Origin of the sequence: Paenibacillus pabuli NBRC 13638 (assembly GCF_001514495.1) — a bacterium.
GTDB classification, from domain to species: domain Bacteria; phylum Bacillota; class Bacilli; order Paenibacillales; family Paenibacillaceae; genus Paenibacillus; species Paenibacillus pabuli.
Map to the genome: position 1 here is coordinate 23,977 of NZ_BCNM01000031.1, position 19,432 is coordinate 43,408.

A 19,432-nucleotide genomic window follows, 5' to 3' on the forward strand; every position below is an offset into this window, starting at 1 on the left:
AGAAAAGCACGATCTTGCTCAGGTTCTGAGACAGATCGTGCTTCTTTTATAAAAATATGAAGTGATGAACTAATCCTGGATTGGAAATTAGAGTTATTATGGCTGGAGTTGCCGCAACACGGTAATTTCTACACGGCGGTTCTTTTGCCGTCCAGCCGCCGTGGTATTGTCACTGGTTGGGCGGGTATCCGCGTATCCGGCATACTGGAATCCGTCAGGGTCGAGCTTTTCTTTATCCAGGAAAAATCGTAATACAGACAAAGCACGTTCACCAGAAAGTTCCCAATTGTCTTTATAGGTGGAGTTCGCTCCAACAGGAACGTTGTCCGTATGCCCTTCAATGCTGACAACGGTGTTGAGATCCCGGAACAGGCTTGCCAGTTTGGTTAGTGTGGGTGCAGCGTCGCCTTTGAGGGCCGCTTGTCCCTGATCAAACAGGAAGCGGTCACTCAGCGTAATGGAGATGCCCTGAGGCTTGTCCGCGACAAAAATCTGATTTTCCAGTTTATTATCCTCAATATATTGGGTAATCACGTTGAACAGATTTTGCAACTCCTGTTCCTGTGACCTGAATTGTTCTTCCCGCTCCGTCAGGGGCTGATCATGCTCTTCCGGAGTATCCGTCTCGGAATCTGAGGTAGAGCCTTCGCCTTCCCCGGGGCTCTCCCCTTGAATCTGAGAAGGCGGATTCTTGGTAATCGCTTGCCCTGCTGTACCAGCAATCCCTTCACCTTGGTCAAGCAGGGAGTTGGATTGGTTAAACGTATTTTGCAACGATTGAGTCACAACGTCATATTTACCTGAATCGAGATGGCTCATGGCATACATGATGACGAAGAAAATCAGCAGCAGGGTAATGAGATCAGCATAGGTAATCATCCAACGATCCCGATGATCGGCAGGTTCACGTTTATTACGCCGCTTACTGCGCCGACTCATCCAATCCCTCCTTCACTACAGGACGTGTTGTGGTTTGACGATGAGTAAGTGTGAAGGATTCCAGCCGTTTGCGTACGAGTTGAGGGTTCTCCCCGTTCTGAATGGCAAGCACACCTTCGAGCAGCATTTCCATCGTCTGAATTTCGTCTGCTCCACGGGATTTGATTTTGGAAGCTATGGGCAAAAAGATCAGATTGGCACTGGCTACCCCGTATAGGGTTGCGGTAAAGGCAACAGCAATCGCTGGCCCAAGTCCGGTAGGATCGGTCAGGCTGCCAAGGACCTGAATAAGGCCCATTACAGTACCAATGATACCCATCGTTGGCGCATAGCCACCTGCTGATTCGAAGATTTTGGCATAACCTTCATGTTTTTGTTCAACGGAATCAATCTCCATCTCCATGATCTGGCGAACAACATCCTGATCCGTGCCATCGACAACCATTTGAATACCGTCCTGTAAAAAGGGATGCGGGTGGTCCATCACTTTGCGTTCCAGCGCAAGTACACCCGAGCGTCTAGCAATGGAAGACATGTCCACCAGTTCTTCAACCCATTGGCTTGATTCGTTGTTGTTGCGTCCAAAGGCCATTCTCAGAGCTGCTGGAATCGTACGCAGTCGATATGCAGGGAAGCTGGCAACCACTGCTGCAATCGTTCCGCCAAATACAATTAAAGCAGCCGTTTTCTGTAACAAACCTGATAATTGGCCCCCTTCCCATAAAAAACCGCTAATGACTGCGGCAATCCCGGCAATAATGCCGATAAGTGTCGCAATATCCATAAATTAACCCACTCCTATCTTCACTTCGCGTTTGCATCACTTGCACAGACAAGGTATAATTAAACGGGAACAAATATTCTTATTAATATAAGTTTTCCCATATGTAAATTCGGGGAACTTCGACAATATATAGTGACTATTATTTTAGACGATAGGGTGAGATACGGCAATGAGCGATATTATAATGAGCGACAAAACGTTCGAAATCGAGTCAGAGTTTTCTCCCCAAGGGGATCAGCCTGTTGCCATTGAGGAATTGGTGAAGGGTGTTCAGGAGGGAAAGAGATATCAGACGCTGCTGGGTGCAACCGGTACGGGTAAGACGTTCACCATTGCACAGACGATTGCGAAGCTGCAACGTCCCACGTTGATTATTGCCCACAATAAGACGCTGGCAGCCCAGCTTGCAAGTGAGTTCAAAGATTTTTTTCCGAATAATATGGTTGAGTATTTCGTCAGTTATTACGATTATTTTCAGCCGGAAGCCTATATCCCTTCCTCCGATACGTATATCGAGAAGGATTCGAGTATCAATGAAGAGATTGACAAACTTCGCCATGCGGCTACGAGTTCCCTGTTTGAACGCAGGGATGTAATCATAGTAGCGAGTGTGTCCTGCATTTACGGTTTGGGTTCACCTCATGCGTATTCCAGCATGCTTTTGTCCCTGCGGGTAGGGATGGAGAAACCGCGCAATCAGATTTTGTCTCGTCTGGTGGAGATTCAGTACCAACGGAATGATATTAACTTTGTGCGGGGCACGTTCCGCGTACGCGGCGATGTCATTGAGATTTTCCCGGCGTCGAAAGGCGAGCATGCGATTCGGGTGGAATTGTTCGGAGATGAGATTGAGAAAATTACGGAAATTGACGTGTTAACCGGAGAACTGGTTGGCGAACGTGAACATATTGCGATCTTCCCGGCGTCTCACTTCGTAACCCAAGAAGAGACGATGCGCGTGGCGCTGGTGAACATTGAGCGTGAACTGGAAGAGCGTCTTGAAGTGTTGCGTGAACAAGGGAAGTTGCTGGAGGCGCAGCGACTGGAGCAGCGTACACGGTATGATATCGAGATGATGAAGGAAGTCGGTTTCTGTTCAGGGATTGAGAACTATTCCGGACCACTGACATTCCGCGAACGCGGCGATACCCCTTACACCCTGATGGATTACTTCCCCGATGATATGTTAATTGTGGTCGATGAGTCTCATGTGACGTTGCCACAGATCCGTGCGATGTATAATGGTGACCAGGCCAGGAAGACAGTGTTGGTTGAACACGGATTCCGTCTGCCATCTGCACTGGATAACCGTCCGCTCAAATTCGAAGAGTTTGAGGAAAAGATGAACCAGATCATCTATGTATCCGCGACACCAGGTCCTTACGAGATAGAACATACGGATACCATGGTGCAACAGATCATTCGTCCTACCGGTCTGCTTGATCCAATTATTGAACTGCGTCCAACGAAGGGGCAGATCGATGACCTGATCGGTGAGATTAACGACCGGATTGCCAAGGATGAACGTGTCTTGATCACCACATTAACGAAGAAGATGTCCGAGGATCTGACAGATTATCTGAAGGAGATCGGCATCAAGGTGCGATACTTGCACTCCGAAATCAAGACGTTGGAACGTATGGCAATACTGCGTGATCTTAGGTTGGGTACATTCCATGTGTTGATCGGAATCAACTTGCTCAGGGAAGGTCTGGATCTTCCCGAGGTTTCACTGGTAGCCATTTTGGATGCTGACAAGGAAGGGTTCCTGCGCTCCGAACGATCGCTGATCCAAACGATTGGCCGGGCAGCACGGAACAGCGAAGGTCGAGTTATCCTGTATGGGGACAAAGTGACCGATTCGATGGATAAAGCGATGAAAGAGACAGAACGTCGTCGGGCCATCCAGATTGCATACAACGAAGAGCATGGCATCACACCACAGACGATTCGCAAAAAAGTACGTGATGTGATTGAGGCTACCAAAGTGGCCGAATCCAAAAAAGACTATCTTACAGGCGCTGCCGAGAAAATGTCGAAGAAGGAGCGTCAGTCGCTTATTCAGCGCCTAGAGGCGGAGATGAAAGACGCAGCCAAAAACCTGCAGTTTGAGCGTGCTGCTGAGCTTCGTGATGCATTGCTGGAGTTGCGTGCAGAATAGCCGTGACGGGCAGGGTTTATAAGATCAGATAGAGCATCGGTCTGATGCGGTTGAAGGATAAATGTGCAACAAGAGAACGGCCACCTGGCCGTTCTCTTGTTGAGTAAGGAAATCAGTTGTATCTACCGATAATTAGACATGTTGAAAATGTGAAATCAGGTCTATACTGATAGAAAACTTGAAATTGGTTAAAAGGTTTATAGGAAAGTATTTGGTAGTCGTGTACTTGGGAGCCGAGCCAAAGGCAATGGCGACCTTTCGCGAGCAAGGCGAAGCCGTGAGCGTCCTGGTGTTGAGGGGGAGCCGAGCTAAGGCAATGGCGACCCTCCGCGAACAAGGCGAAGCCGTGAGCGTCCCGGTGTTGAGGGGGAGCCGAGCCAAAGGCAATGGCGACCTTTCGCGAGCGAGGTGAAGCCGTGAGCGTCCCGGTGTTGAGGGGGAGCCGAGCCAAAGGCAATGGCGACCCTCCGCGAGCAAGGCGAAGCCGTGAGCGTCCCTCACGTGGTAGAGCAGCCGTCCAAGAGATCGGCAAGCGGCCGGAATCTTGGACGAGGCTGCGGGCACACGACCACCTTCACATAGCAAGACCCGACCCCTCACCATGCACCGCTTGTTTCGGGTGTCCAGAGGGCTGCGCCCTATGGGGCCCTCCCTTGGAAGGGAGGGTTTGGGTGGGATCGAAACGCCTTTAACAAAAGGTGGGAATTACAACACTGAAAGGATGAATTCTATTGGCGAGCGAGAACATTGTCATCAAAGGCGCGCGAGCGCATAACCTGAAGAACATCGATATTACCATCCCGCGTGACCGTTTTGTCGTACTGACCGGTCTGAGTGGCTCAGGCAAGTCCTCGCTGGCTTTTGACACGATATATGCCGAAGGACAGCGACGTTATGTGGAATCACTGTCGGCTTATGCACGACAGTTTCTGGGGCAGATGGAGAAACCGGACGTCGATTCCATTGAAGGCTTGTCCCCGGCTATTTCCATAGATCAGAAAACGACAAGTCGTAACCCGCGTTCAACCGTCGGAACCGTTACGGAGATCTATGACTATCTGCGTCTTTTATTTGCGCGTGTTGGACATCCTCATTGCCCGGATCATGGCGTGGAGATTACATCCCAGACTGTAGAGCAGATGGTAGACCGCATCATGCAATATCCTGAGCGGACCCGGCTGCAGATTTTGGCACCGATTGTCTCAGGCCGTAAAGGGGAACACAAAAGTGTGTTTTCCGATATCGCAAAGCAAGGGTTTGTCCGTGTACGGGTAAACGGGGAATTACGTGATTTATCTGAAGATATCCAATTGGAAAAGAACAAAAAACATACGATTGAAGTCGTCGTTGACCGGATCGTCATCAAGGAAGATGTGCAATCACGGTTGGCGGACTCGATTGAGACAGCACTTAATCTGTCTGGCGGACAGTTATTGGTAGATATTATGGGTGAGGAAGAGCTGCGCTTCAGTTCCAACTTTGCCTGTCCGGTATGCGGATTTAGTATTGATGAGTTGGCGCCGCGGATGTTTTCATTTAACAGTCCGTTTGGAGCTTGCCCAGAATGTGATGGTTTAGGTGTCAAAATGATTGTTGACCCGGATCTGTTGGTGCCGGATCGCAGTAAAACGATTGAAGACGGCGCTTTTGATGCCTGGACAGGTGGAACGTCAACCTATTATCCACAGTTCCTCAAGTCGGTATGTGAGCACTTTAACATTCCACAAAACGTCCCTGTAGAAGACCTCCCTGCTGAACAGATGAACAAGCTGTTGCTCGGTACAGGTACGGAGAAAATCCGTTTCCGGTATGAGAATGATTTTGGTCAACGGAAAGAGGCTCTGGTTACCTTTGAAGGGATAGTCAATAATCTGGAGCGTCGTTACCGTGAGACAGCATCCGAAGGTATTCGTGAGTTCATTGAAGGTTATATGAGTGCGAAACCATGTGGTACATGTAAAGGACATCGACTGAAACGTGAGAGCCTTGCTGTTACCATTAACGATCACAACATGGCGTATGTGACAAGCTTGTCCATTGGAGAAGCTGGCCGTTTCTTCGATTCACTGCAATTGAGTGAGAAGGAACAGACCATTGCCAAACTTATTTTAAAAGAAATCAACAGCCGCCTCGGATTCCTGGTAAACGTAGGTCTGGATTACCTGACTCTGAGTCGTGCTGCCGGAACGTTGTCCGGTGGTGAAGCCCAGCGGATCAGGTTGGCAACACAAATCGGTTCCAGTCTGATGGGTGTATTGTACATTCTGGACGAGCCAAGCATCGGTTTGCATCAACGCGATAATGATCGTCTGATCTCTACCCTTGCTCATATGCGAGACATCGGTAATACCCTGATTGTGGTGGAACATGATGAAGATACAATGCTGGCTGCCGACTATATCATCGATATTGGTCCGGGTGCAGGCATCCACGGGGGTACCGTGATGTCGCAGGGTACGCCGCAAGAGATCATGAATGATGAGAACTCGTTAACAGGTCAATATCTGAGTGGACGCAAGTTTATTCCGGTACGTACCGAACGCCGCAGTGTTGGAGACCGCTGGCTGGAAGTACGCGGTGCGAAGGAAAATAACCTGAAAAACCTGAATGTGAAAATTCCGGTAGGTGTATTTACCGCAGTAACGGGTGTATCCGGCTCGGGTAAATCGACGCTAATTAATGAGATTTTGTATAAAACGCTGGCTCGTGATTTGAACCGCGCACGGGTACGCCCTGGTCAGCACAAAGAGATTCGGGGTCTGGAACATATCGATAAAGTCATCGACATCGACCAGTCGCCTATCGGACGGACACCGCGTTCCAACCCGGCTACCTATACAGGCGTCTTTGATGACATCCGGGATCTGTTTGCACAGACCAATGAGGCCAAAGTGCGTGGATACAAAAAAGGCCGGTTCAGTTTCAATATTAAAGGTGGCCGTTGTGAAGCCTGTCGCGGGGACGGCATTATCAAGATCGAAATGCACTTCCTGCCGGATGTCTATGTGCCTTGCGAGGTTTGCAAAGGCAAACGGTACAATCGTGAAACACTTGAGGTTAAATACAAAAACAAAAATATTGCAGATGTGCTTGAAATGACGGTAGAGGATGCTACGCAATTCTTCGAGAACATTCCAAAAATTCATCGTAAAATGCAAACCTTGCTCGACGTTGGCTTGGGCTACATTAACTTGGGACAGCCTGCAACAACATTGTCCGGCGGTGAAGCACAACGGGTAAAACTCGCTTCCGAGCTGTATCGTCGCAGTACGGGCAAAACAATATACATTCTGGATGAGCCTACTACGGGTCTGCATGTTGATGATATTGATCGTCTGCTGAACGTACTGCATCGTCTGGTGGATTCTGGCGAGTCCGTATTGGTGATTGAGCATAACTTGGACGTTATCAAAACAGCCGATTATATCGTGGATCTGGGACCAGAAGGCGGTAGCGGTGGCGGAACCATCGTTGCAACCGGCACGCCAGAGGATATCATTAAAGTGGAAGCTTCCTATACAGGTAAGTACTTGAAGCCCGTATTGGAACGGGATACGGAGCGAAGCAAGACGTTGCAATTGACAGAGTAGTGGAGTAATTGCTGACAGAGATGAGTATGAAAGTGGATATGATCTGTCCTGGCATACTCATCAGCGATTCTCTTTCTCCCACCAATATTTCACCCGTATCATCTGTTGATGATTATCGTAGAGTCTGAAAATAGGTTTCACATGTTTTACCCTTCTTTTCATAGAGTAGACGGCATCGATGTATGATCTGATGTCCTCTGCTTCCGAGGAGAAGGGTTTTACTATTTGGATAACATGAAAGTGTTTACATATGCTACGGAGCAAGCATGGCAAGATGTGCATCCGAACTGGATTTTTTTCATTTTTCTGGATGATAGGGCTTGCATTACAAGCGGGGTACAGATAACATAGAGGAAGATATTAGGGTATGCGTTAGCATTTCAGCAGGTTGCATTATTGGATTTTATGCGAAATGCTTGTTCAACTATGGTGAGGAGGTCTGTCTATCCATGCTGTTTGCAGAAGCTGCCACGGCGAGTACTTCGAATTTTAACGCGTTTGATATTTTTGTCATCCTGTTTACGATTCTGATTTTCATCGGAGTGGTACGTCTGATTCGCGCACCGAAGAAAAACTTGTTTGCCATCGGATTTGCAGTGGTCAGTCTTTTGGTATTTTTGTTGACGGATTATGCTATGATCACCGGCTGGTTTGGTTCGTAGGGACACCGCTGTATGAACTCAAAAAAAACAGCAAGTTGAAGAACAGACAAACACTTTCCTGGGGCGTTGCGGAGGGTGTTTTTTTGTGTTTTGCAGTGCGAAAGAGAAAATACGATTACTTCTATTAAAAATAGGGCTTAAAGCAATTGTACAGGAATAATATGTATGATAAATTGGGGGATACCGGTATTGCAGATGATAGAGTGAATAGAATAGATTCAGTATTGGATCATTTGGCTAGGTCGCATAACGGAGGATATATAGAGAGGGTTAGGTGAGGGAATGGGAGAGTTGGGGAAAAAGGCCGTAGCTATGTTGATGGCTGCTGTGCTCTCGGTTAGTGTTGCCGCAACGGCTGGAGCAGCGGAGTCTGCCAAGGGAATGAAAGCCAAAGTAGTAGATGGACAAGTCTATGTCCGTTCAACAGATTTGGTCAAAGCACTTGGCGGAAGCGGGCAGTATGATGCCAAATCCGAAACGTATCAGTATAAGGGTAGTGAGGCCATACCGAAAGTGATCGAAAACGTATCTCCGTCCGTTGTAGGCATCATCGGCAAATCTGTCGAATCACCGGATGGGGCCACATCAGACCGCTATAACCTGGCTCATGGCACCGGTGTAATTATCCGCTCGAATGGCTGGATTGTGACGAATGCCCATGTGATTGATGGATTAACCAATCCGCTGGTCGTGACAACCGATGGCAATACATACAAAATTACTAAAACATACAGTGACCCACTAAGCGATCTTGCCCTGATCAAAATTAATGCCAAATCTCTTCAAACAGCAACCTTTGCCAAAGCTTCACAGACAACCGTTGGAGAAACCGTCATCGCTATTGGTACACCAATCTCCTTCTCTTTGCGTAACTCGGCAACGGTAGGGGTAATTAGTGGACTGAATCGTGGGGTGGAGGCCACCTATCGGTTGATTCAAACCGATACGGCCATTAATCCGGGCAACAGCGGAGGACCGCTGGTCAACCTGAAAGGTGAAGTCGTTGGCATTAATTCCATGAAATTTTCAGCAGTGGGTATCGAGAGCATGGGATTTTCTATTCCGGTAGATACCGTTCAATATATTATCAATCAGTTCTTTAAATACGGGAAAATCAAGCGCGCAAGCCTTGGTCTGCAACTGGAAGAGAGTTGGTCTGCCATTGTGGGACTGCCTACAGATGATCCATTGACGATCACAGGTGTGTTGTCGGCTGAAGCGAAGAAAGCCAAAATGAAAGAAGGCGATCTGTTATACAGTGTGGCAGGCACACGCGTATCCTCTGCCGTCGACATCAATGAGCTGCTCAAGAAGTATTTGCCTGGACAAAAGGTGAAGTTGTTGATGCAATCGGACGGTGATATTATTACCCGCACCGTGGTACTCGCTGATCGCGCGGACATTCAGGACGATGAAGATGAGCAGTTTCCTATAGATGAAGATCAATAAAGCCCGGCACGTAATCCGGAATCAGAGAGGACGAATGAACGGAATGAAGAAGTCATTTTTACGTGTGCTGAGTACAGGTGTGTTGACCGGGATGCTGACGATCGGTGCAGCATTGCCCGCCTGGGCATCGGATTATACGACAAGTGAACTGCGGATCAAAGCCGGGAGCACCAATGCATACATCAATGGCAGCAAGCAGGCAATCGCCAAACCATATCAGGTCAAAGGGGTTACCATGGTGCCTGTCGGTGTGTTCAAAAAGGCATTCGGCAGTGAAATCCGGCTGGAGAAGAACAATGTAGTTAAAATCAAGGAAGGCCCGCATACCGTCACGTTGACCATTGGCAGCTCGATTGCCTGGGTGGATGGAGTCAAAAAAGAGATGGGCGCTGCCCCCAACATGGCGAATGGGGTTCTTATGGTGCCGCTTCGTCCAATTGCTGCGGGTATTGGCGCGACGCTTGCCCCCAATAGTGCAGGTGAGATGGTTATTCGTCTACTGCAAGCGGATGATTCGGTGGATGAAGACGAGGGCGGTATTGATCTGGATGCAGGCAAAACACGAATTGGTAACAGCTACTACGGCTGGTCCATTAATTATCCGTCGGACCTGATGGTTCTGCAAACGGGTGAGCAGGAGCGCATGATGACTTTTGGTACGGCGGACAGCAGTTATTATCTTGAGGTGTATGTAAGCGATCAGGATGTGGCGCTGGATGCAGATGATTTGCTGCAGCAGTTGGTTCAAGAAGCGAAACAGTCGGGAGATACGGTGCTGGATCGGGAATCGATTGCCAGAGGTAAAACACCCTATGCACGAATCGTTGTTAAAGATGTTGACGGCTTGTTATGGGAAATGCGCCAGTATATCCGTGATGGTCGCCAATATGATGTATACCTTGCAGATTATGACGCCATGAATTACAAAGATCTAAGCAAGCGTGCAGCGCTGCTTAATTCCTTCCAGCCTACATATGCGGAGTCCGATCGTACCATCAAGGATCTCTCCACAGTAGATGAGGGGATGCGTTCTGCATGGAATGATGATTATGGCATTGAACTGAATATACCTGCGGGCTGGTCGATGGACAATACTCAGATGGTATACGAAGCCAAAGATGGAGCCTATCTCCAACTTCGTGTTACATCTGCTCCAACGGGGGCGACGGTAAAAGACTGGAGCGGCCAATTGGACAAGTGGATGCGAGAGACATTTACACCAGACAGTTATGAACCGATTGGTTCCTACACGATGGATATATCGGGTGAGACAGCCGAGGTTAATGAATTCCGTTATAACTTTGGCGATGGATGGCAGACAGAGTTCGATGTTCTTTTACAAAAGAACGGCTATCGCTATTATGCTGAATATACGTTCCCTGAGGATCAGGCCCAGGATCGAGAGTGGTTTAAAAAGATCATGAAGAGTGTTGAGATTGATTTTGATACGGTATCCGACAACTTCGGGCAGCTGGATGAAGACCCGTATTTGACAGATAAGACGAAAACCTTGACGCGAACATCCAAACGTTATCATTACAGTGTGGACATCCCTCGCTATTGGACGCCGTACAATGACCGCTTTGAGTACTCTCCTGTAGTCTATACCTTTACCGGTGGAGAGTTCTCCATTGCAGCGAGCGATGACAAATCGATCGAGATGACCGTCAGTCAACTGAGAGAGGCGTATGCCGAAGCGACCAAGACTCGTAAAAACTTCAAACTGCTTGGCAGTGAGGAGCTGACATTTGCTGGCGTACCCGCCGTTTCCTTCACGTATCATGAGGTGGATAATGGTGTGCCGTATAGCGGACGTCAAATTGTGTTCGAACAGAACGGTATAACGTATACCATAACGAGTGGGCTGAATGATGCCAACAAGACGGAAGTACAGGCAGCAGCGTTGGAAAAGGCGTTGAACTCATTTACGTTTATTAAATAAAAGAAATGAATGCCGGAGGGTCAAGAGACCTTCCGGTTATTCGGTTTCTATACATTTCAGTTCCACTGGAACGAAGAGTGCAGAACCGAGGAAATGAAAATGATAAACGGTTTTTTCAGGAAAGCGTAGAAGAGTCGGTACAGAAGTGGTACAATATATTAGTTCAGGAGTTATGACTGCTGATCTGATAAATAAAGATGACTGTAGGCTTGGGAATCAGGCAATACAGACATAATGTATAGATATAGCGATACAGTGACCATGCAGGAGTACGGGATAGTACAGGCTCAGCGTATAAGGATACAGGGATGAAATCCGGCTATAGCCGGCTATGGGGAGGATCTACATGAAAACAGCAACAATACGAAGAGAAGACGTCGAGCTTCTGGCACCCGCAGGTGACTGGGATTGTATGCGTTCGGCGGTAGCCAACGGCGCGGATGCGATTTTCTTCGGAGTCGAAAAATTTAATGCACGGGCACGTGCGAACAATTTCCGTATGGACGAGCTGCCGGAGATTATGGCGTTTTTGCACAGTTATGGCGTAAAAGGTTTCTTGACCTTTAATATATTGATTTTTGAAAATGAATTGACGGATGCCAAAGAACTGATCGACGCTTGTGTCGATGCGGGTGTGGATGCTGTGATTGTACAGGATTTGGGTCTGGTCAAATTGATCCGCGAGATCTCGCCGGACTTCCCGATTCACGGTTCAACCCAAATGACGATTACGTCACCGGAAGCGGTGGAGTTTACAAAGCCGTTTGATATGGAACGTGTCGTACTTGGGCGGGAGAACAACCTGAAGCAGATTCAGAAGATCGGAGAACAGGCGAAGCTGCCAATGGAAGTATTTGTACACGGTGCGCTGTGCGTATCATACTCCGGGCAATGCCTGACTTCTGAAATGTGGGGTGGACGTTCCGCCAACCGTGGGGAATGTGCACAGGCTTGCCGACTGCCGTATGACCTGATGGTAGATGGGGTGCACAAGCCGATGGGCGATGTGGCATACCTGCTGTCTCCCAAGGACTTGGCTGCGATTGACTTGATGCCGGAACTGATCGAAGCGGGCGTAACATCCTTCAAAATTGAAGGACGTCTCAAAACGCCGGAATACGTGGCCAACGTAGTTAGTAAATACCGTAAAGCGATCGACCGTTATTTTGATGGTGATAATACGCCACCGAGTAAGGAAGAAGTACGTGAATTGCAGCAGAGTTTCTCCCGTGGATTCACACACGGTTTCCTGGACGGAACGAACAATAAACAACTGGTTGACGGTACGTTCCCGAAAAGCCGTGGTGTCTATCTGGGTCGTGTAGACCAAGTATTACGTGATGGTGTCGTGCTGAAGCTCGATGCACCAGTGAAACGTGGAGACGGGATTGTATTCGATGCCGGAGATCCGACGAAGAAAGAAGAAGGCGGACGTGTCTACGATGTACGCCGCAAAGGCGTGAAGCTTGAAGGCGAAGCGGAAGAAGGCTGGATCGTGGACGTCGTACCTGGCCGCAGTGACGTGGACCTGCGCCGCGTGAACGTGGGCGACAAAGTATGGAAAACGAATGACCCTGCGCTGGACAAACGTCTTCGTCAGAGCTTTGAAACCGAGAAGCCATATCGTATCTTCCCGGTAAACGTGAAAGTCATCGGCAGCCCAGGGCAGCCGCTTAGCACTTGGTGGACGGACGTACAGAAGGGCACGACCGTCCGTGTGAATTCCGAGATGGAACTGGACATCGCCCAGAAGCGTCCAATGACGCACGAACTGCTCGAAGAGCAATTCGGACGTCTGGGCGGCACCGTGTTCCAGCTTGAAGAATTGGACGTCAACCTGCACGGTGACGTCATCATCCCGATGCGCGAGCTGAATAACATTCGCCGTCAGGCGGTGGAACAGCTCGCGGGCGAGCGCCCTAAACCGCCCGTATATGTGAAACGGGCGGTGGAAGTTTACGGTGATGCGGTTAAACCGGCATCACCCGTCGCTCGCGGTCATGCGGAGCTGACCGCGCTTTGCCGCAGCCTGCCACAAGTGGAGGCAGCGCTGGAAGCGGGTGTCGGCATGATCTATGCCGACTTCGAGTTTATCAAGCAGTTCCCGGCAGCCGTGGAAGCTGTGCATGCAGCAGGTCGCAAGATTGCCCTGGCAACGCCGCGTATTCATATGCCTGGCGAGAACGGATACCATAACAACATCTTGCGTCTCCAGCCAGACGCTGTGCTGGTACGTAATACAGGTGCGTTGTACTTCTACCTGCGCCACCGGATGGAGAACCCGGATGCGAAGCACCCGGAACTGATCGGTGACTTCTCATTGAACATTGCCAATCACAAGGCGGTAGAATTGTTCCTGGAAGCGGGTTGTGACTGGATCACACCTTCCTATGACCTGAATATTCAGCAAATGGTTGATTTGCTTGGTCACTCCCGTACCAGTCAGACGGAAGTAGTCATTCATCAGCATCTGCCGATGTTCCATACGGAGCACTGCGTGTACTGTACGTTTATGAGTGAAGGAACAGATTATACCAACTGTGGACGTCCTTGTGAGGAACAGCGTGCATCGCTGCAAGACCGGATTGGCATGTCCCATCCCGTACGTGTGGATGAAGGCTGCCGCAATACCGTCTATAATGCGGTGGAACAATCTGGTGCCGAATATCTGACCAATTTCATGGATCTGGGTGTATCCCGCTACCGTGTGGAATTCCTGGAAGAGACACCGGAGCAGGTGCGCGAGGTTATTGATCTGTACAATCGTGCGCTTCGCGGCGAGATTAGTGGTACACAAGTTTGGAAAACACTAAAAGCAACGAACCAACTTGGCGTAACGCGTGGTCAACTGGTGAAATAAGCAAAACGGAATGCTGTAACAGCTACACTAACAAGATTGAGAGCAAGATATAGTTGCTCTATCTACATCTGATAAGCAACAAGACACTGGCTACAGGCATGAATAACCCCAAACTCTGCTTTACGGAGGTTTTGGGGTTTTTTCTATAAAGGAGACTTGAACTATACCGATATCAGATTCGTATATGGTATCTTGTCTGTCAGAGAATGTTTGTATCGCTGTGTGGGGTTTATATATTTTTGCGAGAAAACTACAACATCTGGATACAGGAGGCGAAGAACTGTGGCGCCATTCACGATAATGGATATCAAATTGCTGTGCGGGGTCACGGCATTCAAACGGGGAGAAGCGTATAACCAATCTGGCAGGGTGACCAATCTGGCTGCCAGTCAGGATGAACGTCATTATGAAGCTGTGGTTCGAGGTACTGAACGATACAAAGTAACGGTTGATCTGGATGATGCAGGTGAGGTTGTTGCCGGATGCACTTGTCCGGGCGATGGGAGATATTATGACTATTGCAAACATGTGGCTGCCGTTTTGCTGGCGATTCATGAATGGGGGGAACAGCGTGACACGGGCTCTCAAACATCCTCGAAGCTGGTGTCTACACCTGATCGTGGCTCCAGTTCCAGAGTAGGGACGCTGGTTGAGGAGAATGAGTGGGAGCGCCCAAATTCCATTTCCCATTCTGCCTCCGTTTTGGATGTGGAGTCTCATTCGACATCATCGGCTCACGCCATTGCCATGGAGCCATCGCCTTTGGATTCCAAACTTCATGACCATTCGGATGTCGATCGTCCGTCTGTGCATTTCGCTCAAGCAGGTCGTCCAAGCTCGGCACCAGGGTGGGGCAGATCAGCAGATAAGCCTTCATACCGTACAGCGGATCAGATTTTGTCCATGTTTGCCAAGGAACGTAGTCCAATGCATGCCAATGAACGTAGATATACCGAACCCGTCTTGCGCTCTTCACTACAGGAAGAACTCCAGGTCCAGTTCATATGCAAGCTAGTGCAGGTTCACAAAGGCGGAGCCAAACTCGCGCTCGAACTGAAGGTAGGAAATAAACGCCTGTATGTCGTACAGAAAGTGAAGCAGTTTCTGAGTTGTATTGAGAAGGGCGAGCCCATGACGTTTACGAAGCTGTTTTTCTACGACCCTTCGATGCACTATTTTAGCCCCCAGAATCAAGCGATCCTGTCTATGCTTATTCGGATGAGGCAAAGTGAGGAAGCATACCGCGAGTCCATCTCGGGTTACTTGGGAGCTTCAGATGGAAGAGATATATTGATCGCTCCGCTAGTGTGGAAGCCGCTGCTGGAATTGCTGCTTCAGGCCGACAGCCGGATGGAAGGCACGGGGTTAGCGAACGGACCACTCACGTTGGGTGAGGGTGCACTGCCTATATTTTATCGTATTGCACAGGGCGTTAATGAAGGATATCAGCTTGATATTTCTGGACTGCGAGAGCTGATTCTTCTTCCTGCCTATGATGCTGCCGTGGTGGAAGGACAGCTGCATATGTTGGAACCGATGCAGATGCGAAGTCTGGAGGACTTGAGCATGGCACTTACCTCGTATGGGATTAAAGAAAGCATCGATATTTCATCCCAGCAGGTGGATGAATTCGTACAGCATGTGGTGCCGGAGCTGCGCACGCTTGGACATCTGTCGATCGACGCCCAGGTGAGAGAACGAATCGCAGAGCCGGAGCTTGCACCGAAGCTATACATTGACTTTTACCGTGAACGTATTACAGCGCGCCTGGAGTTCGACTATGGAGTGATGGTCATTAATCCGCTGGCCGAATATTTGATTGATGAGGAAGAGAAAAAGGTGATTCTGGTACGTGACCGCCATGCGGAGCGAAACTTGATTGACCGGTTAGATCGCTCTTTCCTGGAGCGGGATGGCAGTGTATGGGCGAGTGAACGAGAAGATGCGGTATATGATGTGATGTATCATCTGCTGCCGGAGCTTGAGAAGCAAGTGGATATCTATATCCCCAATGCGGTGAAGGCCATGGTGCAATCCTATCCAACTCCGCCGAAAGTTCGGGCAGATTTGGGCAAAGGGCTGGACTGGCTGGAGATCTCATTCGAGATGGAAGGTGTAGACGAGCAGGAACTTCAAGAGATAATGCGCAGCATTGTGGAAAAGAAACCGTATTTCCGCTTGCGCAGCGGTGTGTTTGTCTCTCTCGAAAATGAAGGGGCGGACAGCTTCGCACACATGGCGGATTCGCTTGGACTTGCAGCGGGCGATATCAAAGGCAGCCATATTCTGCTGCCGGCAGTTCGGGCTTTGCAGCTTCCGGGCCGGGACGAGGTTTCCGGTCATGTGAAGTGGGGAGGCACCCTGAAACGTTTCCTGGATGATCTTCGTGATCCCGAACGGATGGATTTTGCACTGCCGGATGCACTTGCTCCTGTACTGCGTGATTATCAGGCAAGTGGATACCAGTGGCTGCGTACACTCGCATTTTACCGATTTGGTGGCATTCTGGCCGATGATATGGGTCTTGGCAAAACGCTGCAAAGTATCGCTTATATCGCAGCTGAACTGAAAGAAAAGCCGATTTTAAACGGAGATCATGACGGCGCAGGTGTCCATGGGAAGAATGGACTAGAAGAGGGTATTGCTACTAATGGTGGATTCGATCCTGTAACTGGGTTGCCATTGAACGAGGCATCTTTAGAGGATGCTGGGGGCCTGTCATCCGCGTTAGGTGCATTACAGGATGGATTAATCGTCCGAAACCATGCAGCCCACCCTCCCGTGCTTGTGGTTGCGCCCGCATCGTTGACCTACAACTGGGCGAATGAGTTTGTACGTTTTGCCCCACATTTAAGAGTTCTGATTGCAGCAGGTCAAAAAGACGAACGAGCCAGCATGCTCGCAGGCATGGATGACGCAGATGTTATTGTGACCTCCTACCCGTTATTGCGCCGCGATCTGGACACATATCTCGGAAGAACGTTTCATACGCTTATTTTGGATGAAGCCCAGGCGATTAAAAATTCTTCTTCCCAGACAGCCCAGGCAGTTAAACAGATTAAGGCACCACGTCGCTTTGCGCTTACAGGAACGCCAGTGGAGAACTCTCTCGATGAGCTGTGGTCGATCTTTGAAGCCGTTTTTCCGGGCCTATTTCCAAGCTATCGCAGATTCCGGGATCTGCCTCCTGAGCGTATTGCGCGAATGGTCCGTCCGTTTATTCTTCGTCGTCTGAAGAAAGACGTTCTGGAAGAGCTGCCAGATCGTATTGAAACCGTACAGCGCTCCGAGCTGAAGGACGAACAGAAGAAATTGTATGCCGCTTATCTGTCCCAGCTTCAGGATGAGACATCCAGGGATATGGAAGAGAACGGTTTTCAGAAGAACCGCATCAAAATTCTGGCCGGCATTACACGCCTGCGCCAGCTGTGCTGTCATCCAGCCCTTTTCGTGGAAGGTTATCAGGGAGATTCCGGGAAGATGGAGCAGCTGCTGGAGACAGTCCAGGATTGTCTGGCTGCGGGTAAACGCATCCTCATCTTCTCCCAGTTCGCTAGCATGCTGAATCTGATCCGGCAGACATTGGCTGCACAGGGGAGGGATTTGTTCTACCTGGACGGTCAGACACCTGCACAGAGCCGGGTAGAGATGTGCCGCAGATTCAATGAGGGTGAAGCTGAACTATTCCTGATCTCGTTGAAGGCTGGCGGTACCGGATTGAATTTAACGGGTGCAGATACGGTTATTTTATATGATTTATGGTGGAATCCCGCCGTGGAGGAGCAAGCCATTGGACGCGCCCATCGCATGGGGCAAAAGCAAGTCGTACAGGTGATCCGTCTCGTTACGGAAGGTACGATCGAAGAGAAGATTCTGGAGCTGCAGCAGCGCAAAAAGGATCTGATTGCCGAGGTCATTGAACCCGGAGATCGAGGATCGACTACCTTATCCGAGCAGGATATCCGGGAACTGCTGATGGTATAATGAAGTCCAATCACATTGGAGTTTGCCATCATTTAATATATTTAAATATGACTCTAGCAAAAAAAAAGGAGTGGGGCTCAGCATGCGCATCCGTAAAGCAATTATTCCAGCAGCCGGGCTCGGTACCCGGTTTCTGCCTGCCACGAAGGCGATGCCCAAGGAAATGCTGCCCATCGTCGATAAGCCGACGATTCAGTTCATTATTGAAGAAGCTGTGGCTTCAGGCATTGAGGATATCATTATCGTCACAGGTAAAGGTAAACGGGCCATCGAGGATCATTTTGACTATTCATTCGAGTTGGAGCAGAACCTGGCTGGTAAACAGAAGTGGGACCTGCTGAATGAAGTTCGCAAGCCTTCCGAGATGGCAGACATCCATTATATCCGTCAAAAGGAACCGAAGGGTCTTGGACACGCCATCTGGTGTGCGCGCAAGTTTATTGGGGATGAGCCTTTCGCTGTTCTGCTTGGGGACGATATCGTAGAGGCAGAAACGCCTTGCCTGCAGCAGATGATCGAAGTGTTCGACGAATACCAATCCCCAATCGTAGGTGTGCAGCCGGTAGATTGGAAGGAGGTATCCCGCTACGGGATTGTGGACGGTGAGCAGGTTTTGAAAACCGATGAACGAGTATTCCAATCGAAGCGTTTGGTTGAAAAGCCAAAGCCTGAAGATGCTCCTTCGAATCTGGCCATTATGGGGAGATATATTCTTACCCCAGACATATTTGAGATCCTTGGCCAGCAATCGGCAGGTGTTGGTGGAGAAATCCAGTTAACTGATGCCTTATCCCGTCTGAATGAACAGAGAAGGATATTGGCGTACCACTTTGACGGTCTTCGTCATGATGTGGGAGAGAAACTGGGCTTTATTGAGACAACGATTCATTATGCGCTTCAGCATGATGACCTACGGGAAGATTTGTTGAACTATTTAAAGAAAGTTGTTTCATCGAATTAATTACAAAGTATAGGAATTAGGGATCAAAGCAAAAAGGTCTGCCTTTGGTGAAGGCAAACCTTTTTGCTGTGTATAAAAATTGTGAGGATAAAACTACTAC

General features: G+C 49.2%; 10 protein-coding genes. 8 read left to right on the plus strand and 2 right to left on the minus strand.

Annotated features, from left to right (window positions below):
* Positions 1–96: 96 nt before the first annotated feature.
* The gene (locus tag PPA03S_RS29230) at positions 97–939 is read right to left on the minus strand and encodes a flagellar motor protein MotB (protein WP_062329273.1); all 843 of its coding nucleotides are present in this window, start codon (positions 937–939) and stop codon (positions 97–99) included.
* Positions 923–1,723 (minus strand): flagellar motor protein, encoded by an 801-nt coding sequence (locus PPA03S_RS29235; RefSeq protein WP_062329275.1) that lies wholly within the window; start codon positions 1,721–1,723, stop codon positions 923–925. Before PPA03S_RS29235 ends, PPA03S_RS29230 begins: the two co-directional genes overlap by 17 nt.
* A 169-nt stretch (positions 1,724–1,892) precedes the next feature.
* Here PPA03S_RS29235 and uvrB point away from each other — a divergent pair, with 169 nt between their 5' ends.
* The 8 genes from uvrB (at position 1,893) to galU (ending at position 19,332) form a co-directional block, all read left to right on the plus strand.
* Positions 1,893–3,884: an excinuclease ABC subunit UvrB gene (gene uvrB / locus PPA03S_RS29240; RefSeq protein ID WP_062329277.1), complete on the plus strand. Its 1,992-nt coding sequence runs from the start codon at positions 1,893–1,895 to the stop codon at positions 3,882–3,884.
* Between the two features lie 731 nt (positions 3,885–4,615).
* Positions 4,616–7,474, plus strand: coding sequence for an excinuclease ABC subunit UvrA (gene uvrA / locus PPA03S_RS29250; protein WP_062329280.1), 2,859 nt, complete (start codon positions 4,616–4,618; stop codon positions 7,472–7,474).
* Positions 7,475–7,923: 449 nt separating this feature from the next.
* The gene (locus PPA03S_RS29255) at positions 7,924–8,136 is read left to right on the plus strand and encodes a hypothetical protein (RefSeq protein WP_024631564.1); all 213 of its coding nucleotides are present in this window, start codon (positions 7,924–7,926) and stop codon (positions 8,134–8,136) included.
* Positions 8,137–8,418: 282 nt separating this feature from the next.
* Complete coding sequence (locus PPA03S_RS29260) at positions 8,419–9,585, plus strand: S1C family serine protease (RefSeq protein WP_082704361.1); 1,167 nt, start codon at positions 8,419–8,421, stop codon at positions 9,583–9,585.
* Positions 9,572–11,527 (plus strand): stalk domain-containing protein, encoded by a 1,956-nt coding sequence (locus tag PPA03S_RS29265; protein ID WP_245683763.1) that lies wholly within the window; start codon positions 9,572–9,574, stop codon positions 11,525–11,527. The genes PPA03S_RS29260 and PPA03S_RS29265 overlap by 14 nt, the downstream gene beginning before the upstream one ends.
* A 346-nt stretch (positions 11,528–11,873) precedes the next feature.
* A complete protein-coding gene (locus PPA03S_RS29270) occupies positions 11,874–14,387 on the plus strand; it encodes a U32 family peptidase (protein ID WP_062329282.1) in 2,514 nt (837 codons plus the stop codon).
* 300 nt (positions 14,388–14,687) lie between these two features.
* Positions 14,688–18,371 carry a DEAD/DEAH box helicase gene (locus PPA03S_RS32095; protein ID WP_217998978.1) on the plus strand — a complete coding sequence of 1,228 codons (3,684 nt, stop codon included), beginning with the start codon at positions 14,688–14,690 and terminating at the stop codon, positions 18,369–18,371.
* A gap of 82 nt (positions 18,372–18,453) precedes the next feature.
* Positions 18,454–19,332, plus strand: coding sequence for a UTP--glucose-1-phosphate uridylyltransferase GalU (galU, locus tag PPA03S_RS29280; RefSeq protein WP_062329284.1), 879 nt, complete (start codon positions 18,454–18,456; stop codon positions 19,330–19,332).
* The last annotated feature ends 100 nt before the right edge of the window (positions 19,333–19,432 follow it).

Coding starts and splice junctions, on each gene's coding strand:
- PPA03S_RS29265 (WP_245683763.1), top strand. CDS start 9,572: ATGAAGATCAATAAAGCCCGGCACGTAATCCGGAATCAGAGAGGACGA.
- galU (WP_062329284.1), top strand. CDS start 18,454: ATGCGCATCCGTAAAGCAATTATTCCAGCAGCCGGGCTCGGTACCCGG.
- PPA03S_RS29260 (WP_082704361.1), top strand. CDS start 8,419: ATGGGAGAGTTGGGGAAAAAGGCCGTAGCTATGTTGATGGCTGCTGTG.
- PPA03S_RS29230 (WP_062329273.1), bottom strand. CDS start 939: ATGAGTCGGCGCAGTAAGCGGCGTAATAAACGTGAACCTGCCGATCAT.
- PPA03S_RS29255 (WP_024631564.1), top strand. CDS start 7,924: ATGCTGTTTGCAGAAGCTGCCACGGCGAGTACTTCGAATTTTAACGCG.
- PPA03S_RS29235 (WP_062329275.1), bottom strand. CDS start 1,723: ATGGATATTGCGACACTTATCGGCATTATTGCCGGGATTGCCGCAGTC.
- PPA03S_RS29270 (WP_062329282.1), top strand. CDS start 11,874: ATGAAAACAGCAACAATACGAAGAGAAGACGTCGAGCTTCTGGCACCC.
- uvrB (WP_062329277.1), top strand. CDS start 1,893: ATGAGCGATATTATAATGAGCGACAAAACGTTCGAAATCGAGTCAGAG.
- PPA03S_RS32095 (WP_217998978.1), top strand. CDS start 14,688: ATGGATATCAAATTGCTGTGCGGGGTCACGGCATTCAAACGGGGAGAA.